This window comes from Chloracidobacterium sp. N (assembly GCF_018304765.1).
Lineage (GTDB): Bacteria > Acidobacteriota > Blastocatellia > Chloracidobacteriales > Chloracidobacteriaceae > Chloracidobacterium > Chloracidobacterium aggregatum.
In genome coordinates, this window is record NZ_CP072642.1 from 838,295 (window position 1) to 858,216 (window position 19,922).

Annotated in this window: 18 protein-coding genes; 11 read left to right on the plus strand and 7 right to left on the minus strand. The window is 63.5% G+C overall.

What is annotated here, in order from left to right; genetic code table 11:
* Positions 1-8 precede the first annotated feature (8 nt).
* Entirely contained in the window at positions 9-737 is a 729-nt protein-coding gene (locus J8C05_RS03575) for a sulfite exporter TauE/SafE family protein (RefSeq protein ID WP_211422825.1), read from the plus strand.
* A 325-nt stretch (positions 738-1,062) separates the two neighbouring features.
* Here the strand turns inward: J8C05_RS03575 and J8C05_RS03580 are convergent, their stop codons facing one another.
* Positions 1,063-1,692 (minus strand): DUF7676 family protein, encoded by a 630-nt coding sequence (locus J8C05_RS03580; RefSeq protein ID WP_211422826.1) that lies wholly within the window; start codon positions 1,690-1,692, stop codon positions 1,063-1,065.
* A 181-nt stretch (positions 1,693-1,873) separates the two neighbouring features.
* Between J8C05_RS03580 and holB the strand changes: the two genes are divergently transcribed.
* The 5 genes from holB (at position 1,874) to J8C05_RS03600 (ending at position 8,015) form a co-directional block, all read left to right on the plus strand.
* Positions 1,874-2,884 carry a DNA polymerase III subunit delta' gene (holB, locus tag J8C05_RS03585; RefSeq protein ID WP_211422827.1) on the plus strand — a complete coding sequence of 337 codons (1,011 nt, stop codon included), beginning with the start codon at positions 1,874-1,876 and terminating at the stop codon, positions 2,882-2,884.
* A 238-nt stretch (positions 2,885-3,122) separates the two neighbouring features.
* A complete protein-coding gene (locus J8C05_RS03590) occupies positions 3,123-4,100 on the plus strand; it encodes an alpha-ketoacid dehydrogenase subunit beta (RefSeq protein WP_211422828.1) in 978 nt (325 codons plus the stop codon).
* Between the two features lie 68 nt (positions 4,101-4,168).
* A complete protein-coding gene (locus J8C05_RS15430; protein ID WP_246840739.1) occupies positions 4,169-4,981 on the plus strand; it encodes a biotin/lipoyl-containing protein in 813 nt (270 codons plus the stop codon).
* Complete coding sequence (locus J8C05_RS15435; protein ID WP_246840740.1) at positions 4,935-5,579, plus strand: 2-oxo acid dehydrogenase subunit E2; 645 nt, start codon at positions 4,935-4,937, stop codon at positions 5,577-5,579. The genes J8C05_RS15430 and J8C05_RS15435 overlap by 47 nt, the downstream gene beginning before the upstream one ends.
* 84 nt (positions 5,580-5,663) lie before the next feature.
* Positions 5,664-8,015, plus strand: a complete 2,352-nt coding sequence (locus J8C05_RS03600) for an ArnT family glycosyltransferase (protein WP_211422829.1) — start codon at positions 5,664-5,666, stop codon at positions 8,013-8,015.
* A 131-nt stretch (positions 8,016-8,146) separates the two neighbouring features.
* Here J8C05_RS03600 and J8C05_RS03605 read toward each other — a convergent pair whose 3' ends face one another.
* Both J8C05_RS03605 and J8C05_RS03610 read right to left on the minus strand, forming a co-directional pair.
* Positions 8,147-9,775 (minus strand): HD-GYP domain-containing protein, encoded by a 1,629-nt coding sequence (locus J8C05_RS03605; protein WP_211422830.1) that lies wholly within the window; start codon positions 9,773-9,775, stop codon positions 8,147-8,149.
* 5 nt (positions 9,776-9,780) lie between these two features.
* Positions 9,781-10,278 (minus strand): hypothetical protein, encoded by a 498-nt coding sequence (locus J8C05_RS03610; protein ID WP_211422831.1) that lies wholly within the window; start codon positions 10,276-10,278, stop codon positions 9,781-9,783.
* A 477-nt stretch (positions 10,279-10,755) separates the two neighbouring features.
* Between J8C05_RS03610 and J8C05_RS03615 the strand changes: the two genes are divergently transcribed.
* From J8C05_RS03615 to J8C05_RS03625, 3 genes are read left to right on the plus strand one after another with little or no spacing between them, the layout of a single operon-like run.
* Positions 10,756-11,157 carry a response regulator gene (locus J8C05_RS03615; RefSeq protein ID WP_211422832.1) on the plus strand — a complete coding sequence of 134 codons (402 nt, stop codon included), beginning with the start codon at positions 10,756-10,758 and terminating at the stop codon, positions 11,155-11,157.
* Positions 11,158-11,184: 27 nt separating this feature from the next.
* The gene (locus J8C05_RS03620; RefSeq protein ID WP_014099253.1) at positions 11,185-12,057 is read left to right on the plus strand and encodes a CoA transferase; all 873 of its coding nucleotides are present in this window, start codon (positions 11,185-11,187) and stop codon (positions 12,055-12,057) included.
* A gap of 24 nt (positions 12,058-12,081) precedes the next feature.
* Entirely contained in the window at positions 12,082-14,262 is a 2,181-nt protein-coding gene (locus tag J8C05_RS03625) for a molybdopterin oxidoreductase family protein (protein WP_211422833.1), read from the plus strand.
* A 739-nt stretch (positions 14,263-15,001) separates the two neighbouring features.
* Here the strand turns inward: J8C05_RS03625 and J8C05_RS03635 are convergent.
* Complete coding sequence (locus J8C05_RS03635; protein ID WP_211422834.1) at positions 15,002-15,301, minus strand: hypothetical protein; 300 nt, start codon at positions 15,299-15,301, stop codon at positions 15,002-15,004.
* Between J8C05_RS03635 and J8C05_RS03640 the strand changes: the two genes are divergently transcribed.
* On the plus strand, positions 15,300-15,620 hold the full coding sequence (locus J8C05_RS03640) for a hypothetical protein (RefSeq protein ID WP_211422835.1): 321 nt from the start codon (positions 15,300-15,302) through the stop codon (positions 15,618-15,620). The genes J8C05_RS03635 and J8C05_RS03640 overlap by 2 nt on opposite strands.
* A gap of 467 nt (positions 15,621-16,087) precedes the next feature.
* On the opposite strand, the gene J8C05_RS03645 is transcribed toward J8C05_RS03640, so the two are convergent.
* Positions 16,088-16,942, minus strand: coding sequence for a 5'-nucleotidase, lipoprotein e(P4) family (locus tag J8C05_RS03645; RefSeq protein WP_211422836.1), 855 nt, complete (start codon positions 16,940-16,942; stop codon positions 16,088-16,090).
* A gap of 13 nt (positions 16,943-16,955) precedes the next feature.
* Entirely contained in the window at positions 16,956-18,128 is a 1,173-nt protein-coding gene (gene bchI, locus J8C05_RS03650; protein ID WP_211422837.1) for a magnesium chelatase ATPase subunit I, read from the minus strand.
* A 117-nt stretch (positions 18,129-18,245) separates the two neighbouring features.
* On the opposite strand from bchI, the gene thiE reads away from it, so the two are divergent.
* Positions 18,246-18,878, plus strand: coding sequence for a thiamine phosphate synthase (thiE, locus tag J8C05_RS03655; RefSeq protein ID WP_211422838.1), 633 nt, complete (start codon positions 18,246-18,248; stop codon positions 18,876-18,878).
* A 12-nt stretch (positions 18,879-18,890) separates the two neighbouring features.
* Here the strand turns inward: thiE and galE are convergent, their stop codons facing one another.
* A complete protein-coding gene (galE, locus tag J8C05_RS03660) occupies positions 18,891-19,883 on the minus strand; it encodes a UDP-glucose 4-epimerase GalE (protein ID WP_211422839.1) in 993 nt (330 codons plus the stop codon).
* Positions 19,884-19,922 lie beyond the last annotated feature (39 nt).

Genomic DNA, 19,922 nt, shown 5'->3' on the forward strand with positions numbered 1-19,922 from the left:
AAACCGGTATGGATGTGGGTACATTGGCCTGGGTTACGGGCGGGGTTCTGGTTGTGGCAATGCTGTATGCCGCCGTCGGGCATGCCGGAGCTTCGGGTTACATCGCCGTCATGACGCTGGCCGGGTGGGCGCCGAACGTCGTCAAGCCAACGGCCCTGATGCTCAACCTGCTGGTGGCAGCGCTGGCCACCTGGCAGTTTGCGCCGTACTTCGAGTGGCGGCGCTTCTGGCCGTTTGCACTGCTGGCGCTGCCGCTGGCGTTTATCGGCGGCTACCTCACCGTACCGCCGGAGGTCTTCCGGCGGTTGGTGGGTGGGGTGCTCTGGGCGTCGGCGGTCAGGATATGGCTGCCGCGACCGGCTGCGGCTCCCGTGACACTACCGCCGTTGCGGCTGGCGCTTCCGGGCGGCGCGGGCATCGGTTTGCTGTCGGGACTGACCGGCACAGGTGGGGGCATCTTTCTGACGCCGCTGTTGCTGTTGGCCCGGTGGGCCGAGACGAAAACGGCTTCGGCCGTTTCGGCGGCGTTCATTCTGGGGAATTCGCTGTCCGGGCTGCTGGGGTACGTTGCCAGTGCTGCGCCTCTGCCGCCTTTTGTCTGGCCGCTGTTTGTGGCGGCGCTGGCTGGCGGCTGGCTGGGGGCGCACGTCGGGAGCCGGTATCTGTCGGCGCGCGGTGTCGAGTACGCGCTGTCGGTGGTACTGCTCATCGCCGGTGGAAAACTGCTGTTTGGATGAGATTTCGTGTTCCTTCGCGCACGGGTTTGTGCTAGACAGGGCGCGCAATGTGGCAGTCGTTGACCGGTTGCCGATACTGACGTTGCAAGGAGGTGATCCATGAATGCAGGAACACTTCCGGGGCCAGCGTCAGCCGACACCTCACGTGTGCGCTGACATCTTCCGCTCCGGTTTTCAGAAACCTTGTGCTTCTGAAACGCCAACCGCCGCCACGACACTGGCTTTATATGCCACATGCCGGGCGGCGGTTCGTGTTTTCCAGCGCGGAAGGCTGAATCTACAGACCGTTACGCATTCACCCACGTCACCTACGCCGGGCCGGGGGTCAGTGATGAAGCGACTCGTGCGGTTCCCGGCTGTAGTGGTCCGCCAGATCGGCCGGGGCCGGTTCGCCCAGAAAGATTTCCCGCAGCTTGTGCCAGAGCGCCAGGCGGTTCCAGTCCGGCGTTTTGCGGACCTTCATCTCATCCGTCAGGTAGGGGTTGGGCAGAAAGACCGTCGTCATCTGCCCGCCCGCGCCGTTCCACAGGCGCAGGCCCCAGCTCCGCCCGCCGCCGCAACGCTGCCCACGCTGTAAAAAGAAGGCTACTTTGGAAACCTGCCGCTGCCGGGCCACTTCGGGCGTCGGCGCCTGCCGGTGAATGCCGGTGCACAGGTGAAAGTGCCAGTAACCCAAATCCACCGTGAGGTAGCCGTCGAGAAATGTCACTTTGGGCGCTTTCTCAAAGCGGATTTCAAAAACCGCGCCCTCGATGCACGGCCCGACCACGATGTCCCGCCAGTGTTCTTTGAAAAGCACATCCGTCAGGCGCTGCATCGTTGCCGGGCCGGCATCGAAGTAGTCGTATTCAAGGGTTCCACCGCCGGGCAGGGCGATGACTTCCCGTGCCAGACAGCGGGGTGATGGGGCGGCGGCAGTGTCGGACGCAATATCGGGCAGGGTGGCAGCGGTCATGGGGTCTTTTCTCCGTGGGGTGTTTCTTCGTGGACAGGTCGTGCCACGGCATGGCCGTCGTCAGCCGGGCCGGGCTGAGGTAGTGTAGGCGGCCGGTAGGCTGTCACCAAAGGGCTTTTCGTGCACAAGCAGGAATTTTGCGAACACTGTGGCTTTCGGCCACAGTGGCACTCCCGTCAGCATGGCTTTCCATGAACTCATCGGACAATCGGCTGCAAGAGCCTTTCTCCAGCGCGCGCTTGTCACCGGACGCCTGCCGGCCAGCCTGTTGTTTACGGGGCCCTCCGGGGTGGGCAAGCGCCAGTTTGCCCTGTCCCTGGCACAGGCGCTGAACTGCCCGGAAGCACCGGACACCGGCTGCGGCATCTGCGCAACCTGCCGGCGCATCGCGCAGGGGGAGCATCCCGATGTGAAGCTGATCGTCCCGGATGGCGCACACATCAGGATCGGGCAGGTACGCGAAGCCATCCCCTTCGCTACCGACCTGCCTTACGAAGGCCGGCGGCGCGTTGTCATCTTCGAGCGTGCCGATGCCTTCAACACGGCGGCAGCCAACGCCTTTCTCAAAACGCTTGAAGAACCGCCCGCCCATGCACAGCTCATCCTCATCAGCGCCCGCCCGGATGCCCTGCCGGCCACCATCCGTTCGCGCTGCCCGGTCGTGCGGTTTGCGCTGCTGTCACCCGAAGAGGTTGAGCGTTGTCTGGAGCGATATGCCCGGCGTCCACCGGCCGATCAGCGGCTGCTGGCGCGGCTGGCACAGGGACGCCCCGGTACGGTTACGGGGTTGGACCTGGAAGTGTACCGCCAGCAGCGCCGCGCCCTGCTCGAACTGCTGACGTTGCTGGGGCAGGGCAATGCCATCCCACGCCTGCTGAAAGCCGCCCAGTACTTCGGAAAACTCGAACGCCCGGATTTTGAATTCGCACTGGACATCCTGGCCAGCCTGGTGCACGACCTGGTATGCCTGAAGGTTGCACCGGCGGCCGCGGAAACGTCCCGTTCGCTGGAAGACCGGCTCGTTCACAGCGATGTTCAGCCCAAACTGGCGGAACTGGCCGACCTGTTCCCGCTGGAGCGTTTGCACCAGACGCTCAACCGGTTCGAGGCCATCCGGCGCGATCTTGACCGCAACATCAACCGCGTCCTGGCGCTGGAGGCGGCGCTGCTGGAACTGAGCGCCAGACCGTAAAGCCGTTGGCGCGGGGGCTGGCGCGGCAGCATCGGTTACCTGGAGGATGGCGACGTGGAGGTTGAGGGTGTCTGCCCGTTGCTGCGTACACATCAGCCGACCCACCCGCCACCCGCCACTCGCTACTCGCCATTCCTAACCCCGGACAGCCATGAATCCTTCGACGACGGGACACAACTTCGGTTATCGTGGGGCGCACCAGCCACACAGGAATCATCCCACAACGAGCTGAACAGTCATGGCCCTGACAACCTACCTTGAAGCCATCCGGCAAGCCCTGTTCGAGGAAATGCGCCGCGACCCCAACGTGTTTTGCCTTGGGGAAGACATCGGAGTGTATGGCGGCGCGTTCAAGGTCACGGCCGGTTTGCTGGAGGAATTCGGGCCGGAGCGCGTCATTGACACGCCCATTTCAGAGGCGGCCATTGTCGGCGCCGCCTGCGGTGCGGCGCATCTGGGGCTGCGTCCGGTGGCCGAAATGCAGTTCATTGATTTCATCTCCTGCGCTTTTGACATGCTGACGAACTATGCGGCGACGAGCCGCTACCGGCAGGGACTGGCCGTGCCCATTGTCGTCCGCGGCCCATCCGGTGCCGGCGTGCGCGGCGGCCCCTTTCATTCGCTCAACCCGGAAGCCTTCTTCATGAACACGCCGGGGCTGAAGATGGTCGAGCCGGCAACGGCGTACGACGCCAAGGGACTGCTCAAAGCGGCCATCCGCGATGACGATCCGGTACTCTACTTCGAGCACAAGTACCTCTACCGCCGCATCAAGGAAGACCTGCCGGAAACGGACTACATGGTGCCGATTGGCAAAGCCGCTGTACGCCGGGCCGGGACGGATGCTTCCATCATCACCTTCGGGGCCATGGTTCACGTCGCCCTGGAAGCCGCCGAAACCCTTGCGCGCGAAGATGACATCCAGGTGGAAGTGCTCGATATGCGGTCGCTGCTGCCTTACGACAAGGAAGCCATGGCGCAAACGGTACGGAAAACCAACAAGGTCATCATTCTGCACGAGGCGACGTTGACCGGCGGAATTGGCGGCGAGTTTGCCGCGTTCATTGCCGAAGAATTGTTCGAGCACCTGGATGGCCCCATCGTGCGCGTGGCTTCCATTGACACGCCGACGCCCTACAGTCCGCCGCTCGAAGATTTTTTCCTTCCCAACGCCGGGAAAGTCATGGCAGCCGTGCGGCGGCTGGTAGAGTATTGAAACGAACCAACCGGGCTATGCACTCTGCACGTGTGGCCCACAAGTCATCTTGGTAAAGGATTTCAGTTATGCGTTACGAAGTTGTCATGCCTCAGATGGGCGAGTCCATCACGGAAGGCACCATCATCAAGTGGTTGAAACAGATTGGCGACCGCGTCGAGCGGGACGAGCCAATCTTCGAGATTTCAACCGACAAGGTGGATGCAGAAATACCGGCCCCCCAGGCCGGTATTTTGGTGGAAATTCTCGTTGGCGAGCACCAGACCGTGCCGGTCAATACGGTGGTGGCCTACATCAGCGATGAAGTCCCGGCTTCCGCGCCGGATACCCAACCGGCACCGGCCGAAGCTCCGGCGGCGGTCAGCGCCGCCGTTTCCGCGGCCACGCCTTCGGCAACCGCAGCCCCCTCCAACGGTGTGACGGCCGCCACCCGGATTGATGAAGCCGATGTCGAGGACGCTTCGGAAACCACCGACGCTTTTGGCGTGCGGTCTTCACCGCTCGTGCGCCGGATGGCGCGCGAACATGGCATTGATTTGCGCCAGATTCGCGGCACGGGCATCGGCGGACGCATCACCAAACACGATGTTCTGGCCTTTCTGGAGCGCCGCCAGACCGCGGCTTCGACGGTGGTGGCGCCGCCGGCCGCGCCAGTCGTGACGCCGGCCGCGCCACCGGCTCCGGCCCCGGCGCCGGCAACACCGCCTGTGATGCCGCCCGCTGCGCCGGCGCTGGCGGCGCCGGCCGTTGCCGCGCCGCCCCCGGCCGCCCTGCCGGGCGATGAGGTTGAAGTCGTCCCGATGACGGCGATGCGCAAAAAAAATTGCCGAGCGCATGGTGCTCAGCAAGCATACGTCGCCGCATGTCACTTCCGTCTTTGAAGTGGACATGACGCACATTCACCGGCTGCGGGAGCGGAACAAACGTGAGTTTGAAGCGCAGCATGGCGCCAAGCTGACGTTTTTGCCCTTCATCGTCAAAAGCGTCGTGGATACGCTCCGCGCCTGGCCGGCGCTCAATGCCTCCATCGAGGGCGACAACATCATTTACAAAAAGCACTACCACATCGGGATTGCCGTCGCGCTTGACTGGGGACTGATTGTGCCGGTCATTCGCCATGCCGAGGAGAAAAACCTCATCGGCCTGGCGCGCAGTATCAGCGATCTGGCGAATCGGGCGCGCGCCAAACAGCTCAAGCCCGATGAAGTCATGGGCGGAACCTTCACCATCACGAACTACGGGAGTTTCGGCAGCCTTATCGGAACGCCCATCATCAACCAGCCGCAGGTAGCCATTCTGGGCGTGGGCGCGGTGGTCAAACGGCCGGTCGTCACGGAAGACGATGCCATTGCCATCCGCCACATGTCCTACCTGTCGCTGACGTTTGACCATCGCCTGATTGACGGCGCGGTGGCGGACCAGTTCATGTCCCAGCTCAAGCGAACGTTGGAGACGTTCCAGGCGACGGAGCTGAGTTAGACGCCACCGTGAAAAGCCCCGGTTGTGCGGGCGTGGAGGAGGCTGGCTCGCTTCCACGCCCACCCAGCCGATGACGTGCGCCTGATGACGGAAGGTTCGGCAAAAGCCGCTGTCAAAAGCGAGCCGCTGCATCTGTCAGCCAATGCCATTCCGGCCTGGACGGATGAAGCCCGGCGGGCGGACCGGCTGGCGGGGTTGCTGCTGGCCGGACTGGCGGCGCTGTTTGCCTTCTTCGTCACCCGGCGCATTGGCGCCATCCCGGCGCCGACGGCGGCCGAAGGTTTCCTGGCCTATGAGGCCCTGACGGGCGGGCTGATGCTCACCCGGCCGGCGCTGGACTGGACGCTGTGGGCGGCGCTTGTGGTCTTCGGGGATGGTGTGGCGCAGGTGCGGGTGTGTGGCGTCCTGCTGGCGCTGGCGGCACTGGTCGTCATCTATTCCATCGGGCGCAAACTCCACAGTCGCGCGGCCGGGCTGCTGGCGGTGGCGTGCCTGATTGGCGATCCCAACTTCTTCAACAGTCTGCGCACGTTCCGTCCTGAAACCGGCGCTGTCACCTTTGCCCTGCTTGGCTTTTATCTGTTTCTGCGCGCCCAGGCCACCGACCGCCTGGGACGCAAGTGGCTGTGGGGACTGCTGGGCGGTGCGGCCTCGCTGCTGGCCGGATGGTTTGATCCGATTGGATGGAGCGGTTTTCTGTGGGTGCTCGCCTGGGGACTCATCCAGCGTGGCGACCTGCTGGGGAGCACCTCGTGGCGCATTTTTCTTCTCGGCGCTGGAACGTTGCTGCTTCCCTACCTGCTCTGGATGGGGACGCACTGGGCCGAATACCAACGGCAGGCCACCCAGGTCGCGGCGGTCCTGTATGGGCAGCCCGGTCTGTCCCTGTGGGAGAACCTGCTGGCCGAAGGACGGCGCTATGCCGGTTGGTCTAACGGTATCCTGCTGATTCCGACCCCGGACAGCCTTAGCGTGCGGCTTTTCCAGGGGATGACCTTGGGTGCGCTGGCCTATCTGGGCGTCCGCACCGCCCGGGCGATTTCCCACATGGTGTCCCACTGGCAGTTTGTCCGCGAACTGCGCCGGCGGTTTGGCGGGATGCCCGCTCCAGCCGAGCTGAAAGAGCTGTATGAGAGTGGGGAAGTCCGGCTCCCCAAGGTCGGCACGCTGGAAAGCTGGATGTTTGAGCGTGGGGGGCTGCTGCGTCGGCTTTCGCTCATTGTGCAGGAAATTGAAAAAGACACGCGCCCCATCACCCACTGGCTTCAGGTGTTGGGCGCACCGTCGCACCCGGACTGGCGGATTCCCCGCACGGGGCTGCTGGTTGTCACCTTGACCGGCATCGTGAGTCTGGCGCTGTTTGACAGCTATAAACTCCCGGCCTCGTTGCCCATACTGACGGCCTGGTTTGCCTTGTGCGTCGGGGTGTTTGTGGTGGATGCGCTGCGCTGGGCTGTGGAGCAGCGGCGGCGTACCGTGCCGCGCGTCCTGCGTGGCTTGGCAGTGGGGGTGACGATGCTGGCGCTGATCACGGCCACGCTGGGTTCGGGCGGGCGGGCTGTCTGGCGTTTCCACCGCTGGACGCGAACCTTCACCCCGGCGCCCTATGCCGATCTCGCCCTGGTGTTGCGGCAGGTCGTTCCGCCGGGCGCGACGGTTGTGGCCAGCAACACCCACCGCTTTGCTTTTCCACTGGGCACCCGCTACGTCGCCCCACTTGATGAGGAGCCGTTTCCAGCTCAGATTGCCGACGAGAATCAGCCGGTGGTGATGATCACTGATGAAACACCGGCGTCCGCGCCTCTGCGGAAGCTGGCCGCTCAGTACCAATGGCCACTCGTTGCCGAGTTGTCGGGAACGCTCTACGGCACGGTGCGCGTGTACCGGCTGACCGGAACGGAAAGCACCCCGTCACTGCCCGCGCGGTACTACTTCATGGGAAGCACCAACGGCTATGCCCGGCGTGGCTATTACACGGAGCAGCAGCGTCAGGAAGCCACGCTCGTCTGGCTGGCCGAGCCGACTGATCTTGAACGCCTGACAAAAAACCTGCCGCATGCCGGGATGCGTCCGCCGGAAGTGCAGCGCGACGGCAGCCAGCTTGCCCTGCGGGTTGTGACCGATGTCTCCAACTACACCACCCGCCTGCGGCTGCCCTTGCCCCCGCTCAAGCCAAACGTGATGTATCGCCTTCAGACCGCCGCGCGCGTCACGCAGGGTGGGGCGGTGATTGGCGTCCGGGACCAAACCGGGTTGTGGCTCAACGAACCCGTGGCGCTGAGCGAGAGCCAGACCTACGTGCCCATTGACATTCTGTTCGTCACCAACGAACGGGGCGATGCCGAGCTGGCCATTGGCAACCGGCGAAACCAGCCGGCCGCTTCCGCCCTGTATCTTGGGCGGGTGGAAGTCCGGGAGATTGGCGCCAATCCATAGGGGCCTGTCTGCTAAGCTCGACGCGCCATGGCGTCCCGTCAGTCATCACCTGTCTGGATTCTGTTGATGATTGGGCTTTCGTTGTTGGGTCTGTTGGTATCGGTCGCCTGGGGCGTGGCTATGCGCTTGGGCTACCTGCCGCGCTGACGGAGAACGGCGCTGCTTTCGGGCTTCAAAACCGGCTTACAGAAAACGATGGATTGATTCAGCAGGGTGCCACACTCACCGGCCGCCTTGGTTGCCACCTCGGTGATGGGCCGAAAGGCGCTGATTTCTTCCAGCAGGTCGCGCGGCGGTTCGGCTTCATGGGCAAAGCCAATCAGCCACCGGGGGAAATGTGGAAGCCGCCGGAGCAGGGAACGAAGCGCGGCGCGGTATTCACGGCGCGAGGTGAGACAGCCGCCAAAGCGTCCGGCGTGGGCCCGCGTCAGCGACCCAAGTGCATCCGGGTGATGGCTGACCCAGACTTCGCGCCAGCCATCCCGGTGTCCGGTCACGTGGTCGTAAGGGGCAAGCGGCGGCAGGCGCAGATACACCACATCGGCGGCCGTCTGCACGGCAAACACGTGCGCCGGAAGGCAGGTGGCCTGGTTGGCCAGCCGGTTGTCCACGGCACGGTTGAGCCGTGGCAGGGCTTCGATGGCCGCTTCCTCCAGGCTTTGGCACAGGTGGCGGACGGACACATCAAAGCCCAGCCAGTAATCCCCAAGGTATAGCCCCAGACTCATCCCCAGCGCCTGCGTGATACGGTCCGGCGTCTGGAGGACGGCCTGCCGCAGTCCGGCCAGCCACCGGGCCTGGGGCAGCGGCAGCCAGCGCGTCAGGGCGGGATTGATGGGCGTTGCGTCGTCCTGGGCGGCATCGCGCGCCGCCCCCAGCCAGGCATCCACCTGGCTGGCCGTAAGCACATAGCCGTTGTTTTCAACGGTGGCAATGGCCCGGCAGGTCTCCGCCTGACGCGGATCATTGGTCAACACCTGTTTGCCAAGCAGCTTGAGCCGCCAGCCCAGGCTGCCATCGCCGCCAAAGGGCAGGGCAATGGAATGGAATGGTTCTTTCTGAAGGGCCGCCACCTCAAAACCGAGCAAAGGCGCCTGGTGCAGGGGGCTTTGGGAGACTGTCCAGGGCATCAGCCCAGAGATACCCACAACACCACTGCCGGACGGGTTATGGTCCGTTGTTGGGTCGGCCAGCCAGCGGGCCGTCACCGTTGGGTCAAGCGCCGTCCCGGCCATAGCGCGCAGGTGCGCCAGAGCTTCCGTTTCCTGATAGGCACTGCGGAACGGGCGGTCCTGCGTTAGCGCGCACCACACGTCAGCCAGGCGTAACAGGCGCGCCGCCAGCGGAATCTGCTCGCCCCGGAGGCCGTCCGGGTAGCCCGACCCGTCCCAGTTTTCGTGGTGCCAGCGAACCAGCAGGCCAATGGCTTCAGGAAGGTTGCGGTCATACATCACCCGCTCGCCAACGACGGGATGCCGCCACAGCATCTGCCGTTCCCCAAAGGTCAGGGGCCGGGAAGCCGTCAGAAAAGGCAGGTCAAGCTGGCTTTCGCCGATGTCGTGCAACAGCGCCGCGATGCGCAGGTCACGGCGGCCACGCTCGGAAAACCCAAAGGCAACCGCGAGTTTGTCCGCAACGGCCGCCAGACGGAGGGCGTGGGGCGCCGTGTAGCCTTCGACAAGATCAAGTCGGGTACTTTCAGCTTCGTACTCGGCAAGACGGGCGGCCCAGGTGTCCGGCGCGGAAGCCTGTTTGGACATTGCGCTCAAAACGGCGTAGGCCGCCGACGCAATGGATGATCAACCGGGATGAGTACGCTGAGAACCGCGCCGATAAAGCCGCCGCCCAAGGCAAAGACCAGCCCCCCAAAGGTGCAGAACGCCAGAAACCGCAGAAAGTCCATCCCGTCGAGATCGGGCGCGGCAAAGCGGAGCAGATAGAGCAGACCTGTCAGGATACCTCCGAAAATGAAGCCCAGTGCGGCATTGTGGGCGGCAATCCGGGGCGTCTCGGCATGGCCGCCGTGGCGGAGCACGCCGGCAAAAGTCCCAATGAGAAACCCGATTTCGGCAAACATCGCCCCATTGCGGATCGGATGGGCATCGGGAAAGCCAAGCTGTCGCCAGACCAGATACAGGGCAACCATCACCAGACTGCTTACCGCACCGACGCGGCTGCCGGCCAGCAGCATCGTCCAGAAATGTTCGAGGGAATCAAACGTCGGCTGCCGGAGCGGCTTTGGCGGCGCAACCAGATGCAGCACGTCCTGACAGCGGCTACAGGTGTTTGTGACCGGATCATAGCAATCGCTCTGGTGACAAATCTCGCACCGTACAGCAAGGGAAACCGACTTAACTCGCAACGGCTGGACTTCCGCCATGACGTTCAACCTCAGCAGAACAAGTCTGGAATTTCGGGGACGCCGTGGTGTCGCGTCCCGCGCTGACCTCCACGGTCTCGGCTGTAATGGATGGGGCAAATGCCGTCAAATGATTCCGCGATGATGATGGCAACGGGACGGTGCTGACTGTGCGCCCGGCAACGCTGGGTGCTGTTTTCCACCACGGATTAGCAAACGTCTGACCAAAAGACGTTGGTAAATGGAAAAAAGTTGTGTTTCTTTATTGTCACCTTCAACGTCCAAGCGATAACCTGCCGGTATCATTTTTGAACTACCCTATACGGCGGTTTGGGCAACCCCCCCTCTTGCCCGGATAAGCCTGCCTGCAAGAGAAGGCCTATGAAAATGCCCGTTTTGCTGCTCGTGGATGATGATGAACTGGTTTTGGAGTTGCTCAATGACATCCTACAGGACGAGTTTACGGTTGTCACGGCGACGGATGGCCCCTCGGCCCTGGAGAAGCTGCGCTCGCTGAGCGCCCTGGATGGCGTCATCACAGACTTCGACATGCCCCACATGAGCGGTCTCGAACTGATGTGGCGGATTCGCCAACGTTACCCAACCCTGCCCATGGTTGGGCTTTCGGGGACGCTCCGCTCCCACCATCAGATTGCGGGCCGCTGCCCGGAAGGCGCTGTCTTCCTTCAGAAACCCTTTGAGGTGTCAGAATTGCTGACTTTAGCCCGCCGGCTCTTCCAACCGCCCGGCAATCAGGACTATGCTGGGCGCACACAACTCTGAACCTGATGACGGGTAAACACATCTCGCATGTCACAGAAGGTACTCGATCTGTGCCGCCTTCTGCCCGGCCCGCTGGCCGGGCGGATGCTTGCGGACCTTGGCTTTGAAGTCGTACGTCTGCTGCCGCCGGCTGGCGACCTGACGCAGGCGCTGTCGCCACAGCTTTACAACTGGCTGGCAGCCGGAAAGCAGACAATCACCCTTGACCTGAAAACCCCCGATGGCGTCGGGCAACTCAAGGCACTCGTCGCCGAAGCGGCCATCCTGCTGGAAATGAACCGTCCGGGTGTCATGGAGCGTCTGGGCGTCGGGCCGGAAACACTGCGCGCCATCAACCCAAAGCTGACCTACGTACGGATTGCCAGCTACCGCGAAGCGGCCCTGTACGAAGCGCCGGGCCATGATCTGACCTATCTCGCGGGCGGCGGTTTCATCCCCCGCTTTGGCGACGGCTGGAAGTACCTGCAAATTGCGGACGGGGCCGGAGCCTACTGGGCGGTCATCGCCGCGCTGGACGGGCTGCGCAAGGGCGGCGGCTTCTATGAGGTGTATTTGTCCGAAGCGGCAGCCGGGCTGGCCTATCCGCCGCCCGTCAAGCTTGATGGAAGCATCGTCTGCTACGGTATCTATCCGACCCGCGAGGGGCAGTTGGCGCTGGGGCTGCTGGAGCCGCACTTCTGGCAACGCTTCTGCGCTGCCGTCGGACGCGAAGACTGGAAGGCTTCGGCGTTCTCGCCGGCTATTGAAAGCAATCCGGTGTACGTCGAAATCAGAACCCTGCTTGCCGAACGGACGGCGGACGAATGGGAAGCTCTGGCGCTGACCCACGGTTTTCCCGCCCGCAAGGTGCAACCCTACGTTCCGCCACCGAGCACCATTCCCTGGCGCGAAGTGCGCTGACGCCCATACCCTGGAGCCGAACCCATGGCGACTGACCGGCAGCATTACCGGACGTGCAACCTGTGCGAGGCCATGTGCGGTCTCGAAATCACCGTTCGCGGCAATGACATCGTACGCATCGAAGGCGACCGGCAGGACCCTTTCAGCCAGGGGTATATCTGCCCGAAAGGGGTTGCTCTACAAGACCTGCACACCGATCCCAACCGGCTGCGGCATCCGGTCCGTCGTACCCGTGGCGGCAACTGGGAGCGGATCACCTGGGAGGCGGCTTTCGATGAAGTGGCCGGGCGTCTGCGCGACATCCAGGAACGCCATGGCAACAACGCCGTGGCGACCTACCAGGGCAATCCGGCCGTGCACAACTTCGGCACGGTGCTTTCGTTCCCGTCCTTTGTGCGGACGCTGAAGACCAGAAACATCTACTCTGCCAGTTCGGTTGACCAGTTGCCGCACATGGTCGCGGCCCACGCCATGTTCGGCCACGGACTGCTTTTGCCCGTGCCGGACGTGGAGCGGACGCAGTTTTTTCTCATCATGGGGGCGAATCCGGTGGTCTCGAACGGCAGCCTCATGACGGCGCCCGGCATGTCGCGGCGGTTACAGGCGTTGCGCGCCCGTGGCGGCAGGGTCGTTGTCGTGGACCCGCGCCGGACGGAAACGGCCGAACTTGCCGACCAGCATCTTTTCATCCGGCCGGGAACGGATGCCTACCTGCTGCTCGCCATGCTGCACGTCCTGTTTGCCGAAGGGCGCGTTCGGCTGGGGCGGCTGGCGGCATTTACCGATGGCGTCGAAACGCTGGCGGCCATCGTGTGTGATTTCCCGCCGGCGCGCGTGGCGCCGCTCACCGGCATTGCTGCTGAAACCATTGAGACGCTGGCCCGCGAGTTTGCCACCGCGTCGGCGGCCGTGTGCTACGGCCGCGTCGGGCTTTCCATCCAGACCTTCGGGACAAGCGCCCAGTGGCTTGTCAACGCACTGAACATCGTCACCGGCAACCTTGACCGGGAAGGCGGAGCCATGTTTCCCAAAGCGGCGCTTGACCCGCTGGAGCGGTTCACGGCCGGGCATCTGGGGGCATGGAAAAGTCGCGTCCGCGGCCTGCCAGAGTTTGCCGGTGAACTGCCTGTGGCGGCGCTGGCCGAAGAAATCCTGACGCCAGGCAAGGGGCAGGTTCGTGCGCTGGTGACGATTGCCGGGAATCCCGTCCTTTCGACGCCCAACGGCCGGCAGCTCGATGCGGCGCTGGCCACGCTGGAGTTCATGGCGGCGGTGGACATCTACATCAACGAGACGACCCGCCACGCGCACATCATCCTGCCGCCGACGGGTTCGCTGGAGCACGAAAACTACGCGGCGATTTTTCACCATCTGGCCGTTCGCAATACGGTCAAATACTCGCCAGCCGTGTTTGCTCCGGCGGACGATACGCGCCACGACTGGCAGATTTTTCTCGAACTCGAAACGCGCCTCGCCAGCCGGACACCACTGGAAGCCATCCGGGCGCAACTGCGGCGGGGTGTCCGGTTGGGGCTGGGTCTCGATGGCATGCTGGATTTGGCGTTTCGTTTCGGCCCCTATGGAACGGGACTGTTCGGCGACGGCCTGACATTGGCGAAAGTCAAGGCGGCTCCGCACGGCATTGATCTGGGGCCGCTCCAACCGGCGCTGCCCGGACGGCTCTGGACAAAAAACAGGCGCATCGCCCTGGCGCCGGAGATGTTGACGCAGGATGTGCCGCGTCTTCATGCGCAACTTCAGTCCCAACCGATGCCGCCCGCTGCCAATGGCACCCTGCTGCTGATCGGCCGGCGTCAGCTTCGCAGCAACAACTCGTGGATGCACAACAGCGAACGGCTGGTACGCGGCAAAGCCCGCTGCACGCTGCTGGTGCATCCTGACGACGCCCGGCGGTATGGCATTACCTCCGGGCAGATGGTGAAGGTTATGTCCCGTGCCGGGGAAATCACCGCCCCGGCAGAAGTTTCCGATGAGGTCATGCCCGGTGTGGTCAGCCTGCCGCACGGTTGGGGGCATGACCGTCCCGGTGTCCAGCTCGACGTTGCCCGGCGCTATCCCGGCGTCAGCATCAACGACATCACCGATGAGCAACTGGTGGATGAAGTCAGCGGAAACGCCGCCCTCAGCGGCGTGCCGGTACGCCTTGCCCCTGTCGCCGGAAAAGCTGTGTCGCGCCCGGCCTGAACCACAGGCCTGAACCACAGGTTTGAACCAGTCCCTGCCTTCCGGTGGCCGGTCAGGCTGCTTTTCTCCAAGCGGTCACGTGAGAACCCGTACGCACGGTTGACGCGAAAAAAAAAAGTCCTGTAGGCTTGCAGTATCCTGAGTGCTTTTCCAAGGCAAGGTTGTGATGATGTCTTTTGCCTGCCGTCGCTGGTGGTGTCTGGGGTTGGTGTGGCTGCTAGTGGTTGCCACACCGGTCGGGGTGATGCGTGTGCCGGCCCAGTCGCTGGTGGCTGGCGGGAGCACCGGGCAGAGAACCGGAGCTTCCACGAAGCCGGCAGCTTCCCCTGAGCCGTTGGAGGTGGTTGTTTTGCGGCGGGTTGACGAGGTTGACCGGCCGCCGACGGCAGAAGAGGTGGAAGACTTTCTGAAAGCAAAATCGCTGAAGTACAGCACGGTGCTGGCGTGGCGGGTGTTGACGCGGCAGGCGCTGGCGTTCCGGGCTGGGGCGGCTTTGCTGCGGCGGAGCGGCGTTGGTTTTGAACCATACATGCTGCTGGGTGGGGATTGGTATCCACGGCTGCGGGCGCAGTTGGAGCGGGAGGCGTCGTTCCGGGCGGTGCAGCGGCTGGGCGGGCAGGCGCAGGGGGTGTGGATGGGAGACACGGTGGTGGTGCCGGAGCGGGTCGAGGCAACGGGGGATGTGGTGATTGTTGCGCGGCAGATGGTGGTTGAAGGACGGGAGGTGGTGTTCGAGGGGTCACATCACATTTACCTGTTTCAGGCAGAGCCGCCCCGGTTCATGGGTGCGCAGGCAGGGCGTGTGATGATAGTTGTGAAGGGTTTTGGGCGGGATGAATGGCAGGAAATGGTGCGGAAAGGGAAGTGTCCGCCGAACTGTGATGAACTGCCGGGGGCCGATGGGGCGGATGGGAAGCACGGTGCGAATGGAGCGGATGGGGCAAATGGGGCCGATGGAGCGGATGGAACCTGTGACAGTGCCGATACGATAGATGGGCGGCCCGGAGAAGCTGGTCAGCGCGGGGGTGATGGAGAGCATGGGAGTGACGGACAACCGGGCAGGGATGGAGAGACTGCGCCTTCTATCACATGTGATATTCCTGCCAATGATACGACTGACTACATTTTTACTGCACGGGGTGGTGATGGCGGCAGGGGAGGGAGAGGTGGTGATGGCGGGCGTGGTGGGCGCGGCGGCAACGGTGGACGGGGCGGAGACGGTGCCAGTTGTAACTATCAGTATGGACGCGGTGGCTGTGGTGGGAATGTCGGGGCGGCTGGGAGGGGTGGTAATGGTGGTAACGCTGGGAAAGGTGGTAAGGGGGGCAAGGGTGGCAACGGCGGTGATATTACCGTGACCTACTGCGGCCTCGCCAAGATCAGAATGTACAGTGGTCCCGGCAGAGGAGGCTATGGTGGAAATTTAGGTCATGCTGGACATCTGGGTTCGGCAGGGCACCCAGGTGCCAGACCGGGACACGACAGCGCTCTTTGTTCTGTCAGGAAAGATAAGAAATACCCGGAGTTTCCGGGCCACGGGAATTACGGTCAACACGGAAAGTATGGTGAACCTGGTGAACATGGGGCTCCCGGCAGTACCCTTGGTGTTGCACGAGCAGAGTATAGTGGCAGTAACAGCGTATCCGACGATAAGGATTTCAAGTTTTGCTACTACGTTTCCACTGATGGCGGTCGGACGTGGCAGCTTCTCGGTGTAACCAGGCTGGCTGACGGACAGCCAGCGGACAGCAGTGCTGCGCCTGCCACCGAAAGGTAGGCCAAACCAGGTCGCCTGTGATGCGCGATGCGGTTGCCGGCCGTGCGGTCAACGCATCTCTGTGGGGCGCAGAAAACGCCGTGGCTCGCGGCCCAGCGGTACCTGCCACTCGCCATACACCGGATTGGGCAGCATGAACCAGTCCGTTCCGAACCGGTAAGCATGTTGCTCAACCGCCATCCGGCGCTTTGCCAGCGCCTGCCGCCGGGCGTCGTCCGTCGCGTCGGGCGCGAGTTCGGGCGTGACGAAGATTTCCGAAAAGTCACGCAGGTTGTCACCGATGTAGAGCAGGACGCGGTATCGTTCCTCAACGGCCTTGCGGCGGGCGGTTTTGTCGGCCGTATCCGTACGCAGCAGGAGGCGGTCGGCAATGCCTTCCACAGACAGCCCGTTGTGGCGCAGGGCAGCCACCGTCGCTTCCCGGTCGGTACGGTTGGAGATGTACACCACCGTCACGCCAGCGCGTTCGGCTTCCTCAATGAAACCTTTGGCTCCGGGAACAAGGCGTGTTTCTGTCGGGAACTCCCGCTCCCAGCGGTCCCAGAGGGCTTTTTCGTAGGACTTGCTTTCGCGGTCAAGAAACGACTGGAATCCGGCGTTGTCCAGAACGGTTTCATCGAGATCGAGGATGACGGCCGGCGGCCGTTCCGAGGGCGCGAGTGCCGCGAGGCGCTGGCGCAGACGTTCGCTGGCCCAAGCGTATGTTTGCAAACAACAGGCGACATACTCCGCTGAGGTTTGCATAAACAGGTTGGCGTCGAGCGTCCGTTCCTGTGGGTTGACGCGCGGTGCCGCTTCCCGCTGTCCCCACACGGCGGTGCCGGTTGAACCCAGGCCCAGACCCAACAGCAATCCCACTGTGAGGGTGATGCCGGTGTGGGCCGTCGGCTTCAGACGTGCCATAAATCCTTGCTCCCTACTGCGATTCTTTTTCGAGTTTTTCGAGCGCCCACCGGATTTTCTCGCCACCATCCGTGCGGTCCAGCGGGTCCTTGCGCAGCCGGTGACGGAGGGAGAGCGTCGCCACCGCCCGGATGTCATCGCGCGTGACGTGGGCGCGGCCTTCAAATGCCGCATTTGCCAGAGCGGCATTCAGCAGGGTGATTTCGCCCCGGTGGCCGTCCACATCGAGCGCCACGCAGAGCCGGGCAATGAAGCGCAGGATGTCATCGGGTACGTCCAGCGTATCCAGCCGGTCGCGCGCCTGAACCAGGCGCGTACGGAGGGCCTGCTGGGCTGGTTCATACTCGGCGCGAAACCCGATGGGATCGCGCTCAAAAGCCAGTCGCCGTTTGACGATGGCAATGCGCGTGTCAATGTCGGTAATCGTGCGGATTTCGGCCATAAGGCCAAAACGGTCAAGAAGCTGCGGGCGCAACTCACCTTCTTCCGGGTTGCCGGAGCCGATGAGCGTGAACCTGGCCGGATGGGCAATCGAAATGCCTTCCCGCTCAACAATGTTGATGCCGCCGGCGGCGGAGTCGAGCAGGACATCCACGAGGTGGTCTTCGAGCAGGTTGACTTCGTCAATGTAGAGAAAGCCGCGATTGGCCTTGGCCAGCAGCCCCGGCTCAAAGGCTTTCTGCCCTTGGCTGAGCGCCCGTTCGATGTCGAGCGTGCCGCACAGGCGGTCTTCGGTTGCGCCCAGCGGCAGGTCCACCACCGGAACCCGTCCAACCATCGTCGGCAGCTTGGCGCGTGGTTTGGCGTTGCGGCAGGTGTCACACAACCCGGCCGATTTGTCGGGAGGGCAGCGGTAGGGACATTCGGCCACGAATTCGATTGGCGGCAGGACATCGGCCAGTGCGCGGATGGACGTGGATTTGGCTGTGCCCCGGTGGCCCAGCACCAGAATGCCCCGAATGTTGGGGTTGACGGCATTCAGCAGCAACGCCCGCTTCATTTCTTCCTGCCCCAGAATGGCCGTGAAGGGAAACACCGGCTGGGCATCCGCCAGCGACTGGGGCGCGGTGGCATCGGATGAAGTCCCTTTTCTGGTTTTGCGCGTGGTTTTGACGTTGGTGGCCCTAGCGGTTTGCGAGGTGCCGGCGCGCGCCGCAGACGCCGCAGATGTGGATGATGAAGCCATCGAGTGCGTATCGGTTGCGGATGGAATGGAGGGTTGCTGTCTCGAACATACCTTGAAAGCAAGGCGAAAAGCGAGATATTGAGCAGCCTGAGTTGGTACAGCCTTCCCCGGACGAAAATGAACGCTGTGTTGTCCTGGACGTTGCCGCCGGTCTATCCCATTACTTCGCCGCAGGTTGGGCTTTCACTCCGGGCGGTGGTGGAAGCGCTCATCGCCGGCGGCGCAACCCTGGTGCAGATTCGGGACAAGCAGGCCGCTGCCCGAACGCTCCACGAAGCGGTCTGTGCCGTCATGGAGCTGGCCCGTCCGCGTGGCGTCCGGGTGATTGTCAATGACCGGGTGGATGTGGCCCGGGCCGCAGCGGCCGATGGTGTTCATCTCGGACAGGACGATCTCGATCCGGTAGCGGCCCGCGCCATTCTGGGGCCGACGGCCATCATCGGCTACTCGACGCACAACGTCGCCCAGGCAACAGCCGCCGACCGCCTGCCCGTGGATTACCTGGCAATCGGACCGGTTTTCGAGACCCAAACCAAAGAACAGCCCGATCCGGTCGTTGGGCTGGAAGGCGTGCGCGCTGTCCGCGCTGTCACGACGAAACCCCTGGTGGCCATTGGTGGCATCACCGCCGACCGGATAGCGCCTGTCCGGGCCGCCGGAGCCGATGCCGTCGCCCTGATTTCGGCGCTCTACACCGGGCCGGATGACATTGCCGGACGGATGGCCGCGCTGCTTGCCCTGGCGCGCTGATGGCGTCGGCTATCAGGCGGTTTCTTTGGGATAGCCGTCCGGGTGGCGGCTGTGCCACTGCCAGGCCGAGCGGATGATGTCTTCCAAATCCGATTGTGCCGGCCGCCAGCACAGGTAGTCCTGGGCGGCGCGTGAATCGGCCACGAGCTGCGGCGGGTCGCCGGGCCGCCGGGCGCGGATGCGGGTCGGAATGGCGTGGCCGGTGACGCGCCGGGCCGTTTCAATCACTTCCAGCACGGAATGGCCCTGTCCGGTGCCCAAGTTGAGAAAAGCCGAAGGCTGATCATCGGCCAGGGCATCGAGGGCGGCAATGTGGGCAGCGGCCAGATCGCTGACGTGGATGTAGTCGCGGATGGCCGTGCCATCGGGCGTCGGGTAGTCGTTGCCATACACTTCAACGGCTTCGGCCCGCCCGCCGGCAACCCGCAACACATTGGGAATGAGATGGGTTTCCGGTTCGTGGTCTTCGCCGTGGATGACTGTTGCGCCGGCGGCGTTGAAGTACCGCAGGGCCACGAACCGCAGGCCATAAGCCCGGTCATAATCGGCCAGAATGCGTTCCACAAACAGCTTCGACCAGCCGTAGGGCGTGATGGGCTGCTGCGGATGGCTTTCGGTCATCGGGATGGATTGCGGCAGTCCGTACGTGGCGCAGGTCGAGGAAAAAACAAAGCGCCGGATGCCGGCTTCATGGAGCGTGTCCAGCAGTATCTGGCACTGGCCAACGTTGTTGTCGTAGTAGCGCGCCGGGTCGGCAACCGACTCCGGGACCAGCGCCAGCGCCGCAAAGTGGATGCACGCCGTGATGTTCTGTTCCCGGATGACCCGGCGAACCAGGTCACGGTCGCCGATGTCGCCGACATAGAGCGGCACCGCTGCCGGAACGGCCGCCCGGTGGCCGCGCGAAAGGTTGTCCAGAATGGCCACCGGACGTTTGGCCCGCTGCAGGTGTTCCACAGTGACGCTGCCGATATACCCGGCGCCGCCGGTGATGAGAATCGTCATAGGGAAGACGAAAGGGTGAGGCCGGAGTGACGCTTTCCT